Origin of the sequence: Maribacter caenipelagi, assembly GCF_004364175.1 — a bacterium.
GTDB lineage: Bacteria > Bacteroidota > Bacteroidia > Flavobacteriales > Flavobacteriaceae > Maribacter > Maribacter caenipelagi.
The window spans coordinates 216,743-234,051 of record NZ_SNZW01000015.1 but is presented as its reverse complement, the minus strand read 5'-3'; the positions used below and the strand labels follow the sequence as shown (position 1 = coordinate 234,051).

The following is a 17,309-nucleotide window of genomic DNA, read 5'->3' as shown; positions in this document are numbered from 1 at the left end:
CATGACTTCAAGATATAACCAATTAAAACAGGAGTGTTTCGAAGCGAATATTGAGTTGAACAACCTTGGTCTGGTGATTTACACTTTTGGAAATGTAAGTGCGGTAGATAGGGAGAATGGTATTTTTGCCATTAAGCCCAGTGGAGTTCCCTACGAAAAATTGAAACCTGAGGATATAGTTATCCTAGATTTTGATAATAATATTATTGAAGGAACTATGCGCCCTTCCTCTGATACCAAAACACACGCCTTTTTGTATAAAAATTGGAGCCATATAGGTGGTATAGCGCATACCCATGCAACATATTCGGTAGCTTGGGCTCAGGCGCAAAGGGACATTCCTATATTTGGGACTACCCATGCAGACCATTTAACTGCCGATATTCCTTGCGCGCAGCCTATGAAGGATAGTCTGATAGAGGGGAATTATGAACATAATACGGGGATACAGATTTTGGATTGCTTTCAGGAGCGAGGTATTTCTTCCGAGGAAGTGGAAATGGTACTTATAGGAAACCATGGACCTTTCGCATGGGGTAAATCCGCTGCAAAGGCTGTTTATAATAGTAAGGTTTTGGAGACGGTTGCCCATATGGCATATCTTACCTTGCAGATTAATCCGGACGCACCCAGATTAAAAGATTCATTAATAAAAAAACACTACGAGCGTAAGCATGGTAAAAATGCGTATTACGGACAATAAATTTAGCGTAACAATATGAGTATATCGATGAAGGAAAAGGAAATATGGTTCGTTACAGGCAGTCAACATTTGTACGGACCTGAAACTTTGGAGCAGGTAGCAAAAAATTCTCAAAAAATCGTGGAGGGTTTCAATACATCGGCCCATATTCCAGTAAAGATTATTTATAAGCCAACGGTAAAGACACCTAATGAAATAACGGATGTTTGCCAAGATGCCAGTGCCAGTAAAAACTGTATAGGTATCATTACTTGGATGCACACCTTTTCACCTGCAAAAATGTGGATCAAAGGGTTGTCGGTACTGACCAAACCTTTATGTCATTTACATACGCAGTTCAATGCCGAGGTACCCTGGGAGACTATAGATATGGATTTTATGAACTTGAATCAATCCGCTCATGGTGACCGCGAGTTCGGGCACATGATGACGAGAATGCGCAAAAAACGTAAAATTATAGTTGGTCACTGGGAGGAAGAAAATATTCTGCAAAAAATAGGAAATTGGACCCGAGTAGCTTTGGGTTGGAACGAATTTCAAAATTTAAAGGTTGCACGTATTGGGGATAACATGCGTGAAGTTTCCGTAACCGATGGGGACAAGGTAGAAGCGCAATTACGTTTCGGTTTTTCGGTAAACGGATATGATTCATCGGACGTTACTAATTACATCAAAAAGCTAAGTGATGAACAGGTAAACGAGTTGGTAAAAACTTACGAAGCCGAATATCAATTGGCAGATGAATTGTTATCGAATGGGAATAAGCGTCAATCTTTGATAGATGCAGCTAAAATAGAATTGGGATTACGTTCATTTTTAGAAGAAGGTAGTTTTGGAGCTTTCACCGATACCTTTGAAAACCTAGGCGAATTAAAACAGTTGCCTGGAATTGCCACCCAACGTCTAATGGCCGATGGTTATGGATTTGGTGGTGAAGGAGATTGGAAGACTTCCGCATTATTACGCGCCATGAAAGTAATGGCTATCGGTTTGGAAGGTGGAACTTCGTTTATGGAAGATTACACCTATCATTTCACACCACAAAAAGCCTATGTTATGGGCTCCCATATGTTAGAAATTTGTCCTTCTATTGCTGATAAAAAACCATCCTGTGAAGTGCATCCCTTGGGAATAGGAGGTAAGGAAGACCCTGTTCGTTTGGTGTTCAATTCACCAGCCGGGCCGGCCATAAATGTTTCCTTGGTAGATCTAGGAAATCGTTTTAGGCTTATTGTCAACGAAGTAGAAGCAGTGGAACCCATGGGAAAATTACCTAAATTACCAGTTGCTCGTGTGCTTTGGGATGCAAAACCTGATCTTGAGGTAGCCGCTACTTCTTGGATTTTGGCTGGTGGTTCACATCATACGGTATACAGTCAGGCAGTAACGACCGAGTTCATAGAGGATTTTGCGGAAATGGCAGGGGTAGAGGTTGTGGTCATCGATAAAAATACTACGGTACGTCAGTTTAAGGAACTATTGAACGCCAACGAGGCCTACTACCATTTATTTCAACATAACATGTAAATTCGGATATTATGAAAACATTTAAAACGTCGTTTCCTTCAATCTTAATTATCGCAGTCATATTGGTGAATTTTGCATGTAAAGATGATAAAACGAAAAAAGAAAATCAAGAACCAGAACAAATGGAAAAAGCGGTTAGTATAACATCAGGTGATTTTGGAACCACGGCTGCAGGTGAAAAGGTCACTAAATATTTTTTAAAAAATAAGGATGGTATTCAAGTGGATATTATCACGTATGGTGGCAGAATCACTTCGTTGAGAACTCCGGATAAGGATGGTACTATGAAAAATGTGGTTTTAGGATTTGATTCCCTAGAACAATATGAAAAGGACAATCCGTTTTTCGGTGCTTTAATAGGTAGATATGGAAATAGGATTGCAAAAGGAAAATTTAGTTTAGATGGTACGGAGTATACTTTGGCCCAGAATAATGGGCAGAACAATCTTCACGGCGGTGTGCAAGGTTTTGATAAGAAAGTATGGAAAGCCAAAACGGAAGAGGGTGACGATTCGATTAAGTTGATTCTTACTTATTTGAGTCAAGATATGGAGGAAGGTTTCCCGGGTAATCTATCTACTACGGTCACATATACTTTGAATAGGGATAATACGCTAGATGTATTGTACGAGGCGGAAACCGATAAAACTACGGTGGTGAATTTAACCCAACACGCTTACTTTAACCTTTCTGGAGATTTTTCAAATACCATTCTAGACCACATAGTTGAAATAGATGCCGACACTTTTATCCCAGTTGATGGAGGATTAATTCCTACTGGAGAGCTAAGGCCGGTAAAAGGAACGCCGTTTGATTTTAGGGAACCAAAATTGGTAGGAAAGGAAATCAATACGGATAACGAACAAATAAAATTAGGTGGTGGTTACGACCATTGCTGGGTGTTAAATGACCAAGGCTCAGGTTATAGGTCTGTTGCATCAGCATATCATCCTGAAACAGGTAGGAACTTGGAAGTGCTGACGGATGAACCAGGAATCCAATTCTATACGGGTAACTTTTTGGACGGTACACTTCCTACACCTAACGGTGGAACCTATGCAAAACGTTCAGGTTTTTGTTTAGAAACACAACACTTTCCAGATTCACCCAACCAACCAGAATTTCCATCTGTGACCTTGGAACCAGGAGATAAATATAGAACCAAAACTACCTTTTCATTTACAACCAAATAACAACCATAACCATGCAACCATTAGATACGTTTGATTGGATCAGTATTACCTTATATTTTTTGGTCCTAATAGGAATTGCCATTTGGGTTATTCGGAAAAAGGAAGAAAACACAGAAGATTATTTTTTAGCCGGTAGAAATGTTGGATGGTTCGTTGTAGGAGCATCCGTTTTTGCGTCGAATATTGGATCGGAACATGTGGTTGGTCTTGCTGGTACAGGGGCAAGTGATAAACTTCCGTTATTAATTTATGAGATACAAGCTTGGGTGGTGTTGATTCTGGGATGGGTCTTTTTACCCTTTTATGCACGAAGTGGCGTATTTACAATGCCGGAATTCTTAGAGAAGCGTTTTGACGCAAGATCAAGATGGGTGCTTTCAATTTTTTCTATCATCGCTTATGTATTAACTAAGATTTCCGTTACTATTTACGCAGGTGGTGTTGTAGTAGCAGCTCTTTTGGGAATCGATTTTTGGACAGGCGCCATAGCTACAGTTGTTTTGACAGGTATCTATACAGTTTTAGGAGGTATGCGTGCTGTAGTATATACAGAAACTTTGCAGGCTGTGCTATTGATATTGGGTGCTGCAGTTTTAACCTATATAGGACTGGACAAAGTAGGTGGATGGGGTAGTATGCAGGAGACGTTAGGACCGGAATATTTTAATATGTGGAGACCGGCCACAGACCCTGATTTTCCATGGCCATCATTGCTGATTACGAGTACTATCGTAGGTATTTGGTATTGGTGTACGGATCAGTATATAGTTCAACGAACACTTACAGCACGGAATATAAAGGAAGGTCGTCGTGGTACTATTTTTGGTGCTCTGTTGAAATTATTACCCGTATTTTTATTCCTGATCCCAGGAATTATAGCACTGACCTTGAAAATTAGGGGAGAGTTACATTGGGATAGTCCAGATGAAGCTTTTCCGGTACTAATGAGTAATCTTCTGCCTTCTGGATTACGGGGATTGGTAGCAGCCGGACTTTTGGCAGCCTTAATGAGTTCATTGGCATCTGTGTTTAACTCCTGTTCAACATTGTTTACAGTGGATATCTATAAAAAGTTGAATCCGAATACTCCAGAAAAAAAACTGGTAAGGACCGGACAGATCGCTACTATTTTTGTAGTTGTCGTGGGTATTATTTGGATACCTATTATGGCCAATATCTCGGGAGTTCTTTATGAGTACCTGCAGAGTGTGCAGGCTTATATAGCTCCACCTATTACAGCAGTGTTCATACTAGGTATTTTTTACAAAAGAATCAATTCTACTGGTGCGTTCGCTACATTAATAATGGGTATTATAGTTGCTTTTTTCAGGATTGCCTTGGAATTGGTTAAAGGAAGTTTAGACCCAGATGGGTTCTTGTATCATCTAGGTGCTATGAACTTTTTAAGCTTTGGTGCATGGTTCTTTTTATTCTGTTTGATATTCTTGGTAGTTGTGAGTTTGTTAACGAAAGCACCGGATAGGGAACAAATTGTAAACCTTACATTTGGCACTATAACCGAAGAGGAAAAGAAAAACAATAAAGCTAGTTACAGCTGGGTTGATATCGCTATATCCATTTTAGTTATTATTATTGTTTTAGCGGTAATGGTATTTTTTAATGGTGAGTAGTGGTAACCAGTGATAGAATGTTATTCTAACTGAACTATTGGATTTGAGTTAGTTGATGTAAAATTAGATTCAAGCAAAGTATTTTGCTACAATATGTTGAATTTGAAAATGGATTCAGATATTTATAAGGGATAGATGGATATCTTGAAGTTAATATGACACTTTATTTTCAATAAATGATATGTCGTCTTAGCCACCTTTTTTTTTCTCGATACGGTAAATTCAAAACGTCAATTAACATTGGAGTATTAAATTTTTTTCATCATTTTCTATGAATTAATTCGCTCTGGCGGTAAATATACATTGGCGACCATGTGCGTATGTGTAGGAATGGGCTATACGACGATTGTTGAGAATACTGAAAAGTGACAATTATAAATGTTCAATAAATAAATTTCACTAACATTTTTTATTAATTTATGTGATATGGTTTTAAATTTTGATTTTTAGGAAAATAAAATGTTTGTATCTTTTGTATGTCAGAAAGTAAAGTATTTTACTTTAAGTTCATTTGAAATATAGTCAACAAATCGGTCAACAGTGAATTTTTTAAATTTGTAAATGATTGATATATAAATAATTACAGAGTAGGGTTCGAATCTTGCTAACACGACACAAACCAGTTCAGAAATGAACTGGTTTTTTGCTTTATTTCAACCTTTTGTTCAGATATATTACTAGGTTGTTAATCTTGTTTAAAATCTGAACACCCATTATTCTTTTCAATAAATTTTCTTCACGGTGGACTTATTATCTGCTGAATATTTCTAAAATAGGGTTCTTTTAACATTGTTAGAGCTCCGCTTTCTAAGATTCTGACTCATATGAGGTGGTTGACGAATTATGTGGAGTAATGATTTAGAAATGAGAATACAGCGTTTTACTTGAAGTAGAATGTTTGGTTAAGTGAAGTTCTAATTTATATGAATATTGGTAAAGTGGTTTTTGTTTCATCTCTAAAACTGTACTTTTAGATTCCAAATAAAATAGGTATCCTTAAATGCAAACAATTAAAGAACTGATAGAGTTGATCACTCTTAAAAGAATAGACGAAACCATATTTGAAGGAGAAAACTACAATGCCCCATGGGGCAGGGTCTTTGGTGGGCAAGTATTGGCTCAATCCTTACATGCGGCCTATCAAACGGTTCCCGAGGATCGTATCGCACATTCGCTACATGGCTACTTTATTTTGGGGGGAGATTTAAAATATCCAATTCGCTACGAGGTAGACACCATTAGAAATGGAGGAAGTTTTACCACAAGAAGGGTAGTAGCTAAACAAAACGGTAAAGCTATTTTTAATATGGCTGCTTCATTTCAGGTAAAGTCCGATGGTGTTAATCATCAGTTTCCAATGCCTAATTTAATTCCGCCAGAAAAGTTGACCACCAGTCTTGAGCAATTAGAGGAAATTAAGGATTTACATCCTGGTGCCTATAAAAGATTAAAAGCAATACAGCCTAAAGTGTTTGAATTTAAGCCGGTAGAAAAATTTACCACCCAATTAATAGAAAATGGTTCTCCGTTTTTCAATACTTGGTTACGCACTTCTGATAAAGCGGAAATCGATTTGCCAATGCAACAACAATTGTTGGCTTATGCATCAGATTATAATTTGTTGACTACAGCAACATTGCCACATCGAGAAGTGTTGAATAAAGGCGAAACTTTTTATGCAAGTCTAGATCATGCCATATGGTTTCACCGCAATTTTGATATCCAAAATTGGTTGTTGTATAGTATGGATAGCCCAAGCGCTTCTAACTCAAGAGGTTTTTCAAGAGGTAGTGTATATGACAGAACGGGAGTATTGGTAGCTTCTGTAGCGCAAGAAGGTTTAATGCGACAGAGTGTATAATTTGGCGATTTTTTAATTTACTCTTCAAGAAAAGCTGTAAAAGAAGGTCGCGAGAATTTTATTGTAAAAAGTGAAAGGCGGTTCTGTTGAATCTTAATTTCAAGACTATTTTGCAATTCGTAAAAAGATAAAAGCTGATGTATATCGTTATTTTTCTTGAGCGGTTATATTTTCATATTCTTAAAATTTGAAGCGCAGTTGGTAGAATATGGCAACATTTTGCATTCTATTTTTTGAAATTGCTTATATTTATAATCACCCTGAATTGTTTAGGCTAATTATAAAATAACCTTAAAGTGACTTCTTTGCAAAATCTTAAGAATAAAATTCTCTCTTACAATAAAGTAGATGACCATGTATTAGATTATTGGTTGTCACTCTACGAAAGAATTGATTTAAAGAAAGGTGAAGCACTTATTTCTTGTGGTCAAATGGTCAACTATTTTTATTATTTAGATTCTGGATGTATCTATTATTACAAAGTTCAAGATGGAGAAACTAAAGTCTTGGAATTTTATACCGAAGATGTGTTTTTTACTGACTTACCCGCCTATGTAAAAGGTTCGTCGTCAAGATATTTTTTAACCGCAACTGAAAATTCTACAGTCTTTGCAATTAAAAAATCTAATGCAGAAATGTCTTTTGACAATTCTCATCAACTTGAAAGATTTGGCAGATTATCAATGCAAGAGGCTTTTTTAAAATCATACAGTCGTGTAGAACGTCTTAATAGTCGTACTAATGAGGAACGTTATTTACGATTATTGGAGAAAAGACCTGATCTATTTCAGCGTCTACCTCAATATTTAATTGCATCGTACTTAGGGTTGACACCTGTCGGACTTTCTAAAATTCGAAAGCGTATTGGTCAAAGAGAAAGCGATTGTGTTTAAACAAGTTGTTTTTCAATCTGTTTATTGCTCCAGTAAATAAAAATTCCAGCGGTAAAAAACATGAGAGTTCCATAAATAGCCGGCGAAATAGCATATGCGGTATTATGAAGTAAAATCGTTGCAATGCTAATACCCAATGTTCCATTTTGAATACCACCTTCTATAGCGACAGAAATACGTTGTTTAAGTGGTAAGTTGAAAATATTTCCTAAAAAATATCCAATAGACATTGTAATAATATTAAGTGTCAATGTTACTAGACCAGCTTCTTGAATGTGTCTTATAAGTAAAGACCTTTCTTTAATTAGAATAGCAATTAATACAACCACAAAGAAAATTCCCGATGCTTTTTTTACTGGCTTTTCCATTCTCAATGCAAAGTTTGACTTCTTATATTTTAGTAGCATTCCTAAACCAACAGGTAAAATTACAATGATGAAAACTTGTAAAATGGTCTGGGCAATGTTGAGCTGAATAGTGGTGCCTTCGCCCAAAACTTCTTGTAAGCCTAAATTGATAATAAAGGGAATGGATACCAAGGTTATTAAACTACTTATAGCAGTTAATGAAACTGAAAGTGCAGTGTCGCCGTTGGCTAAGTGTGTAATAAGGTTAGAGGTTGGTCCACCAGGGCAGGCAGATATAATAATGACACCAATCGCTATTTCTGGCGATAGCGTAAAAAAACGTATAAGAATAAAGCCAATTATAGGAAGTATTAGTAATTGACAAGATAGACCAATTAAGATGGCTTTGGGTTTATTGAATATTCGAATAAAATCTTTGAGCTGTAAAGCTAAACCCATGCCGAACATGATAATGATTAAAGAAATGGCAAGAATTGCATTAGAAATATTATCCATAAAATACTAAGGTTTAGAGTAGTAGTTATAAATATAGAAGATTTGACAGTGATAATCGATAGTTTCAATCTTTTATTAAACTAGTTTAATGAGTTTGGGTGAAATATCAACTAACTTGATGTTTCATAAAATACAACGCAATGGCAAATCAATATGTAGACTTAGAAACACTTAAATTCTTATTATATAAAGTAAACAATTTGCAAGATGTTCTTGATCAAGAACGCTATGCAGAATATGATCAAGAATCGGTAGAAATGATGCTGAACTCGGTTAAAGATTTTTCTGATAAAGAGCTTTATCCTTTTTTCAGAGAGATGGATGAGCAACCTGCACATTTCAAAGATGGAGAGATTGTTGTGCATCCTCAAGTGTTGAAATTTATGAAAGCTGGTGGAGAAATGGGTTTGATCGCAAGTTCGTTTTCATATGAGCATGGTGGTATGCAAATGCCTGCCATGGCAGCACATGCTTCTGCATTTATACAAGATGCGGCGAACAACCATTTGCCAGGCTATATTGGTTTAACGGTAGGTTCGGCTGAATTGATTGCTCATTTTGGTAGTCAAGAGCTGAAAGATACATATTTGCCTAACATGTTATCTGGAAAATGGGGTGGTACCATGTGTTTAACCGAGCCACAAGCGGGCAGTTCGCTATCAGATATTACGACGTCGGCTACTCCCGATGGGGATACCTATAAAATTCACGGACAGAAAATATTTATATCAGGTGGCGATTACCAAGGCGCGGACAATATCGTTCATTTGGTTTTGGCACGAATAAAAGGTGCGCCAGCAGGAACAAAAGGTATATCCTTATTTGTAGTGCCTAAAAAGAAACCAACTGCAGACGGTAGTTTAACATCTAATGATGTAACCGTAGTTGCCGATTTTGAAAAAATGGGGCAACGGGGCTATTGCACAACACACTTGTTTTTTGGAGATAAAGAAAATTGTGAAGGTTGGCTTGTAGGTGAAGCTAACAAGGGATTGAAATATATGTTCTTAATGATGAATGGCGCTAGAATTGGTGTGGGTAGAGGAGCGGCGGCAATCGCCTCGGCAGCATACCAAGCTTCATTGAACTATGCCAACGAAAGACCGCAAGGTCGTAAATTAACTAGCACTGGTAAAAAAGATGTAAATCAAGAACAGACCTTGATCATAAATCATGCAGATGTTCGTAGAATGTTATTACTGCAAAAAGTAATTACCGAAGGTGCTCAAAGTTTAGTGCTTTTAACTGCGAAATATCATGACCTTTCTATAGCGAGTGCAACAGCAGAAGAACGCGAAAAATATAGATTGCTATTAGAAATTATGACACCTTTAGTAAAAACATATCCGTCTGAAGCAGGAATTGTTTCAGTTAATAATGGTGTACAAGTACTAGGTGGATATGGATTTTGCTCCGAGTATATTTTACAACAATATTTAAGAGATATCCGTATTTCAGCTATTTATGAAGGTACCACAGGTATTCAATCACAAGATTTATTAGGTAGAAAAGTAACGATGGATAATGGGAAAGCCTTACAGCTGTTATCTGAAGAAATTACAAATACGATAAAAGCCAGTATGGTGCACGATTCTTTAAAACCTTATGCTAAAAAGTTAGGTGATAAATTAGAATTGACACAACAAGTATTACAAAGTTTAATGGGTTTTGCCATGAAGGGGGATTATCAACGTTTTTTGGCAGATGCTACTCCGTTTATGGAGTTCTTTAGTACAATAGTGCAAAGTTGGTTATGGTTGAATATAGGTCTTGAAGCTCAAAACGCTTTAGTAATGGGTAACAAAGACTATAGCTCAGAATTCTACGAAAGTAAAATTCATGCGATGGAATTCTATTTCAAATATGAACTTCCAAAAACATTAGGATTGGCAGAAATACTGATGGATAACGAGAAAGCTTTGACTATCGGTACAGATAAAGAAGTCTTTATTTAACATGAGAGGCTAGTACGACTTGTTGCCAATTATACAGTTCAATACCCATGTAGTAAAGTATTTAATACGGCTTAAAGGTGTGTACTGATAAAGGAATTTTTCTTCCTTTTAAATAAAAGGAGGAAGTAGCTGACTTAGGGAGAAATCTCGAGAAATAGAATACTGAGGTACAGCAGACAATTTAAGATAAATTCACATACAGAATATAGCGCTGGTTCTGTCAATACGCGACATTTAAAAACTAGCAAAGAAAAACGAGATATAAACATATGAATAGCATAAAACAAAAATTTGATCTTACAGGAAAAGTGGCTATCGTTACAGGTTCTAGTAAAGGAATAGGATTATCTATTGCACGAGGCTTGGCAGAAAATGGAGCCAAATTGGTCATCAGTAGCCGTAAGCAAGAAGCTGTTGATGCTGTGGCTGCTGAATTTAATAAAGCTGGATACGACGCCGTAGGTATTGCTTGTCATATAGGTGATTCAGCACAGAGAGAAACTCTAGTAGCAAAGACCATTGAAAAATATGGGCGCATAGATATACTGGTGAATAATGCGGCTATCAATCCTTTTTATGGTCCTTTAGAAACCTCTGGTGAAGAGGTTTTTGATAAAATAATGAATGTGAACGTAAAAGCTCCTTGGTTACTTTCAAATTTGGTTCAACCATATATGAAGGAGAATGGAAGCGGAAGTATTATTAATATCTCTTCTGTAGAAGGTATTCATCCAGGGTTTAGATTGGGCTTGTATAGTATGACCAAATCGGCTTTGATTATGCTAACAAAAAACCAAGCCAAAGAATGGGGGAGATTTGGAATTCGCTCTAATGTGGTTTGTCCCGGACTTATTAAAACAAAGTTTAGTCAAAGTCTTTGGTCTAACGACAAATTAGTTGAAGGCTACAATCAAACCGTACCATTAAAAAGAATGGCCGAGCCAGATGAAATGGCAGGAGTTGTAATGCTATTAGCATCAGATGCAGGTTCGTATATGACCGGTGGCGTATATGCAGCAGATGGTGGATATTTAATTTCGGGCTAAAATTTGTTTTTGCATCTTGGTTATTAATGATATCATCTAAACAACTAAAAGACAATTACAAATTGAAACTCAAAGAAATTAACTCTTAATAAGTATCAACGAAAACGAGAAACAATGAATTTCGAATATTCAGATAAATCCAAAGAACTTCAAGAGAAACTAAAGCAATTTGTAGCTCAAAATTTGGCTCCTGTTGAAAAAGAAGTTGAGACATATCATAAAGATCCAGCAAATGCATGGACGAAGTGGCCGGGCTTAGAAGGTTTAAAACAAAAAGCAAAAGATGCTGGCTTATGGAATCTTTTCCTACCAAAAACTTATGGAGAATTGAGTCCTGGTTTATCCAATATGGAATATGCTCCGTTGGCAGAAATAATGGGGCGCATGATATGGTCATCAGAAGTATTCAACTGTAGTGCTCCTGATACTGGCAACATGGAAGTTTTATCAAAATACGGTACTCCAGAACAGCAAGAAAAATGGCTAAAACCATTGATGAACGGTGAAATTCGATCTGCGTTCTTAATGACAGAACCTGAAGTTGCTTCTTCAGATGCTACCAATATAGAAACATCTATTGTAGCCGATGGAGATGAGTATATAATTAATGGTCTTAAATGGTGGTCATCGGGTGCAATGGATCCTAATTGTAAGATTGCCATTGTCATGGGAAAAACTGATTTTGATGCTCCCCAACATGTACAGCAGAGCATGATTTTGGTGCCTATGAATTCACCTGGTTTAAAAGTGATTAGACCGTTAACTGTTTTTGGTTATAATGATTCTCCTGAGGGGCATGCAGAAATTCAATTAGATAATGTTCGTGTGCCTAAAGAAAATTTATTGGTAGGTGAGGGTCAAGGTTTTGCAATTGCACAGGGAAGATTAGGTCCTGGTAGAATACATCATTGCATGCGTTTAATAGGTATGGCACAACGCTCGTTAGAAATTATGGCGCAACGTACAACGCAACGTAAACCTTTTGGTAGAACTTTAGATACCTACAGTAGTGTTCGTCAAGATATTGCAAATTCAGCCTGTGAAATAGCGCAAACAAGGTTACTGGTTCTTTCCGCAGCCGACAAAATGGATAAGCTAGGTAACAAAGAAGCCAAAGATTTAATAGCTATGATCAAAATAGTTACGCCTAATATGACATTGAGAGTGGTAGATAGGGCAATGCAAATTTTGGGCGGTTTAGGCGTAAGTAGCGATGTGCCGTTGGCTCATTATTATGCTGCTGCAAGAATGCTCAGATTAGCAGATGGACCAGATGAGGTACACATGAGTCAATTGGGTAAGAATGTCATTAAAAAATACACGAAATAAAAAAGAGTTCGACTAACAGATAATAGAAAAAATGAATTTAAAACCAGTTAGAGATGGAGAGGAATTGGACGAACTTAAACTCAAGAAATTCTTGCTTGAGCATAACTTGATTACTACCGCCAAAAGCGAGTTAAAGGTTCATCAATTCTCTAATGGTTTTTCAAACCTGACGTACCTTTTACATATAGAAGATAAAGAATTTGTATTGCGTCGCCCTCCATTTGCCGCTCCCAAAAGAGGTCATGATATGGGAAGGGAATATAAAGTAATTCATAACTTAAATAAGTTGTTCGATAAAGCACCAACTGCATTTGCCTATACAGAAGATGTGGATGTAATTGGTGCCCCATTTTATATAATGAGTAAGGTTTCAGGCGAAATTTTAACTTCAAAAGAAGCACGTGTTAGAAATGTTTCTCCGGTAGAATTCAAAATAGTATCAAATACCTGGCTAGATACGTTTGTGGAATTTCATAAGGTAGATTACAAGGCTGCAGGATTAGAAAATTTAGGTAGACCAGTAGGGTATGTTGAAAGACAGGTTACCAACTGGGGTAAGCAATATTTGGCTGCCGCTACCGATAATGTGCCTACGGCTGAAAAGGTAATGTCATGGATGCAAGACAATCAACCAAAGAAATACGATCATACCTTAATACATAATGATTTTAAGTATGACAATGTAGTTTTTAAAGATGATACATGGAAAGAGATTACAGCCATTCTAGACTGGGAAATGTGTACGCTAGGTGATCCTTTAATGGATTTAGGCACTTCTTTAGGCTATTGGACAACAGCTGCCGATCCCGATTTTATGAAGCAAGGTTTGCAATCACCAACGGTTATGGAAGGTAACCCGTCTAGAACAGAAATAGTGCAGCAATATGCACTTAAAAGCGGGAGAAATATAGATAATCTAACGTTTTATTATGCTTATGGACTCTTTAAAATTGCTGTAATTGCCCAGCAAATATATTATAGGTATAAGCATGGTCATACTAGTGATCCAAAATTTGCATACTTGAACAAGGCATCAGAATTATGTTGTAATACTGCATGGCAAGCCATTCAGAAAAATCAAATTGATAATTTATTTTAAGAGTATGAAAAAGGGAGCATTTCTAGATATCAATGAAAAACAATTTAAGGCTTTTATAAAACTGCCAAAAGATACTTCTGTGGTGATGCTTAACTTATTGAAGTTTAAAGAATTGGTACCTGAAACGGGTTTGTCAGGGTCTGATTCCTATAAAGAATATATGAAAAAAGCGACTCCTTTTTTTATAAATGCAGAGGCAGAAATCTTATTTATGGGTAAAGAAAATACCATGTTGATAGGACCCATAGATGAAGGCTTATGGGATAAAATATTGCTCATTAAATATAAATCCATTTCAGATTTTTTAGAGATGATACAAGCTGAAGGGTATCCTTCACATTTAAGAAAACAAGCACTAGAAGATTCTCGGTTAATACATTGTAGCTGAAAAGTATCAAGTACTAAGTGGACAAAAAATAAAGTGTAGAGAGATAAAAAGTAAAATAGTCTTTGCTGTCATAACAAACAGAATCAAGAATCTGGGAACACTAAAAGTTTAAAAAGAAACAAATGAATTTAAAAGACAAAATTGTAATTATTACAGGTGCTGGTAGTGGTATTGGCGCGGCAACGGCTAAACTTTTTGGAACACATGGTGCAAACGTAATTGTTTCTGATATTAACATGGACAATGCCAATAAAGTAGCCGAAGAAATAAATACTGCAGGAGGTACTGCAACGGCTATTAAAACCGATGTAACCAAATTTGAAGAAGTTGAAAGTTTAATAGCAGATACGGTTTCGAAATACGGTAGTGTAGATGTAATGGTAAATAATGCGGGTATTGGTGGAAAGCACCAAGCAAAAACGGCAGACCATACACATGATGATTGGCATAATGTAATTGCTGTGAACCAAACGGGTGTGTTTTATTGCATGCAGGCGGCTATAAAGCAAATGATTTCTCAAGGAAAAGGAAACATAGTAAACGTAGCCTCACTTGCGGGCTTAAAAGCGTCAGGGAATAATTTGTCTTATAGCGCAAGTAAATTTGCAGTAGTTGGTATGACGAAGTCCGCCGCACTAGAATACGGTAGAAAAAAAATACGTATTAATGCCGTTTGTCCTGGGTTTACTAATTCAGCATTATTAGAACAATTATTGTCTGTAAGCCCAGATATGGGTTCTAAACTAAAACGCTTTATACCTATGGGTCGTTTTGGTGAAGCAGATGAAATTGCAGAAGCAATTTGTTGGTTGGCCTCTGAGAATTCTAAATTTATTACGGGTCAGACCATAACATTAGACGGAGGAACTTCATTATAAAAAGATATGAATACATTAGAAATAACTTATAAAAACGAGTATGCTATAGTTCAAATGAACCGTGGCAAAGTGAACGCGATCAATGCCGAAATGGTTAATGAATTAGCTGATACTTTTCATGATTTAGAAAAAAATGCAGATGTAAAGGGAGTTATTCTAACTGGGCAGCCCCATTACTTTTCTGCAGGTTTAGATTTAATTGAATTGTACCAATACGATAAAGAACAAATCACTCATTTTTTCACAATATTTGGTGCATTATATCTTCAGTTAGTTCAGTTTAAAAAGCCATTTATATCGGCGATTACTGGGCATTCACCTGCAGGAGGATGCGTACTGGCGGTAACTAGTGATAATAGATATATGGCTGAAGGCGATAAGTATGTAATAGGGCTGAATGAGGTCGCGGTGAACATTCAAATAAGTCAAAACTTAACAGAAGCATATGCTTTTTGGATGGACGAAGGTTTAGCGAGTAGGTATATTTTGGAAGGAAAATTACTATCAGGAAAAGAAGCACTATCTGCCGGACTGGTAGATGAGTTAGTGCCTTTAGAAAATGTTTTGGAACGCGCTGAAAAGCAGATGAAAATATATATGAGAGCTGACCAAGAGATTCTTATAAATACAAAAGCAAAACTGCGACATCATCTTTGGGGTAAACTTGACTTTAACGCTGAAACCTCACTAAAAGAGGCTTCTGAGCTTTGGTGGAAACCACAAATAAGAGCTAAGATGAAAGCGTATGTAGAGAGCTTTTCGAGTAAGAAGAAGTAAAGTAGAATTTAAGAATTTGAAAATATTAAATAAAAATTAAAGAGATTTCCTCTAGCGGGAATTTAAAATATAAAACGAATTCATGAACAAACAATTATTATTTGTAAAAAGACCACAAGGTGAAGCTGATGCTTCAACATGGTCGTTAGAAACCAACCCAATCCCTGAAATAGAAGAAGGACAAATTTTGGTAAAACAATATTATGTATCGTTAGATCCAGCCATGCGTGGGTGGATGAATGATGCAAGATCCTATATAGCACCAATGGAAATCGGTTCGGTCATGAGAGCAGGTTCTGTTGGCGAGGTAGTAGCCTCTAAACATTCAAAATTTAAAGTAGGACAATATGTAGCTGGTACCGGTGGTGTTCAACAATATACGGTAACTGATGGAAAAGGATTTTATCCTGTAGACCCAAAATTAGCTCCATTACCAACATATATTGGCTCTTTAGGTATGCCGGGTATGACGGCATTTTTCGGAATTCAGGAAGTTGGAAAGATTAAAGAAGGAGATGTTGTTGTGGTATCAGGTGCTGCTGGTGCTGTTGGTAGTATTGTTGGTCAAATTGCCAAAATTAAAGGATGCCATGTAATTGGTATTGCCGGTGGTGCAGAAAAATGTAAATATGTTGTTGACGAACTTGGTTTTGATGCTTGTATCGACTATAAAAATGAGGACATCAAAGCACGTTTGAAAGAAGAATGCCCGAAGGGATTAGACGTTTATTTTGATAATGTAGGTGGAGAAATTTTAGATGCCGTTCTAGGCAGATTAAGACTTCATGCAAGAATTGTTATTTGTGGTGCCATTTCTCAGTATAACAATAAAGAAGCGGTAAAAGGTCCGAGTAATTATTTGTCATTATTGGTCAATAGAGCGAGTATGACAGGTATCGTCGTTTTTGATTGGGCAGATAGGTATAAAGAAGGAGCCGAGCAATTAGGCATATGGATGGCGCAAGGAAAAATAAAGAGTCGTGAAGATATTTATGAAGGAATTGAAAACTTCCCAGAAACTTACAACCGACTTTTCTCAGGTGATAAAATGGGGAAATTGGTGTTGAAAGTAATAGAGGAGTAAAAATATAAACACATACATAAATTCAAAAGTCAAATACAAAAATAGCAATGCCTAGAAATTGAATTTGGATTTAAAAAATAAC

Annotated in this window: 15 protein-coding genes; 14 read left to right on the top strand and 1 reads right to left on the bottom strand. The window is 36.7% G+C overall.

Features of this window, described 5'->3' with window-relative positions:
* Window position 1 precedes the first annotated feature (1 nt).
* The 6 genes from DFQ03_RS11565 (at window position 2) to DFQ03_RS11540 (ending at window position 7,808) form a co-directional block, all read left to right on the top strand.
* Complete coding sequence (locus tag DFQ03_RS11565) at window positions 2–703, top strand: L-ribulose-5-phosphate 4-epimerase (RefSeq protein WP_133673342.1); 702 nt, start codon at window positions 2–4, stop codon at window positions 701–703.
* A gap of 15 nt (window positions 704–718) precedes the next feature.
* On the top strand, window positions 719–2,230 hold the full coding sequence (gene araA / locus DFQ03_RS11560) for an L-arabinose isomerase (protein ID WP_133673341.1): 1,512 nt from the start codon (window positions 719–721) through the stop codon (window positions 2,228–2,230).
* 11 nt (window positions 2,231–2,241) lie between these two features.
* Window positions 2,242–3,423 carry an aldose epimerase family protein gene (locus DFQ03_RS11555; protein ID WP_133673340.1) on the top strand — a complete coding sequence of 394 codons (1,182 nt, stop codon included), beginning with the start codon at window positions 2,242–2,244 and terminating at the stop codon, window positions 3,421–3,423.
* Window positions 3,424–3,434: 11 nt separating this feature from the next.
* Window positions 3,435–5,054: a sodium:solute symporter gene (locus tag DFQ03_RS11550; protein WP_133673339.1), complete on the top strand. Its 1,620-nt coding sequence runs from the start codon at window positions 3,435–3,437 to the stop codon at window positions 5,052–5,054.
* 1,000 nt (window positions 5,055–6,054) lie between these two features.
* A complete protein-coding gene (locus tag DFQ03_RS11545) occupies window positions 6,055–6,915 on the top strand; it encodes an acyl-CoA thioesterase (RefSeq protein ID WP_133673338.1) in 861 nt (286 codons plus the stop codon).
* A 305-nt stretch (window positions 6,916–7,220) separates the two neighbouring features.
* A complete protein-coding gene (locus DFQ03_RS11540; protein WP_133673337.1) occupies window positions 7,221–7,808 on the top strand; it encodes a Crp/Fnr family transcriptional regulator in 588 nt (195 codons plus the stop codon).
* Here DFQ03_RS11540 and DFQ03_RS11535 read toward each other — a convergent pair.
* Window positions 7,805–8,671 (bottom strand): bile acid:sodium symporter family protein, encoded by an 867-nt coding sequence (locus DFQ03_RS11535; RefSeq protein WP_133673336.1) that lies wholly within the window; start codon window positions 8,669–8,671, stop codon window positions 7,805–7,807. The two genes, DFQ03_RS11540 and DFQ03_RS11535, sit on opposite strands and share 4 nt — an antisense overlap.
* A gap of 140 nt (window positions 8,672–8,811) precedes the next feature.
* Between DFQ03_RS11535 and DFQ03_RS11530 the strand changes: the two genes are divergently transcribed.
* The 8 genes from DFQ03_RS11530 to DFQ03_RS11495 all read left to right on the top strand — a co-directional run bounded on the left by DFQ03_RS11530 (window position 8,812) and on the right by DFQ03_RS11495 (window position 17,227).
* Window positions 8,812–10,626 (top strand): acyl-CoA dehydrogenase, encoded by a 1,815-nt coding sequence (locus tag DFQ03_RS11530; RefSeq protein ID WP_133673335.1) that lies wholly within the window; start codon window positions 8,812–8,814, stop codon window positions 10,624–10,626.
* A 269-nt stretch (window positions 10,627–10,895) separates the two neighbouring features.
* Window positions 10,896–11,672: a glucose 1-dehydrogenase gene (locus tag DFQ03_RS11525; protein WP_133673334.1), complete on the top strand. Its 777-nt coding sequence runs from the start codon at window positions 10,896–10,898 to the stop codon at window positions 11,670–11,672.
* Between the two features lie 114 nt (window positions 11,673–11,786).
* Window positions 11,787–13,001 carry an acyl-CoA dehydrogenase family protein gene (locus DFQ03_RS11520; protein ID WP_133673333.1) on the top strand — a complete coding sequence of 405 codons (1,215 nt, stop codon included), beginning with the start codon at window positions 11,787–11,789 and terminating at the stop codon, window positions 12,999–13,001.
* Window positions 13,002–13,032: 31 nt separating this feature from the next.
* Complete coding sequence (locus tag DFQ03_RS11515; protein ID WP_133673332.1) at window positions 13,033–14,100, top strand: phosphotransferase family protein; 1,068 nt, start codon at window positions 13,033–13,035, stop codon at window positions 14,098–14,100.
* Window positions 14,101–14,104: 4 nt separating this feature from the next.
* Entirely contained in the window at window positions 14,105–14,488 is a 384-nt protein-coding gene (locus DFQ03_RS11510) for a DUF1330 domain-containing protein (RefSeq protein ID WP_133673331.1), read from the top strand.
* A gap of 122 nt (window positions 14,489–14,610) precedes the next feature.
* The gene (locus DFQ03_RS11505) at window positions 14,611–15,366 is read left to right on the top strand and encodes an SDR family NAD(P)-dependent oxidoreductase (protein WP_133673330.1); all 756 of its coding nucleotides are present in this window, start codon (window positions 14,611–14,613) and stop codon (window positions 15,364–15,366) included.
* Window positions 15,367–15,372: 6 nt separating this feature from the next.
* Complete coding sequence (locus DFQ03_RS11500; protein ID WP_133673329.1) at window positions 15,373–16,143, top strand: enoyl-CoA hydratase/isomerase family protein; 771 nt, start codon at window positions 15,373–15,375, stop codon at window positions 16,141–16,143.
* 82 nt (window positions 16,144–16,225) lie between these two features.
* Window positions 16,226–17,227 carry an NADP-dependent oxidoreductase gene (locus DFQ03_RS11495; protein ID WP_133673328.1) on the top strand — a complete coding sequence of 334 codons (1,002 nt, stop codon included), beginning with the start codon at window positions 16,226–16,228 and terminating at the stop codon, window positions 17,225–17,227.
* The last annotated feature ends 82 nt before the right edge of the window (window positions 17,228–17,309 follow it).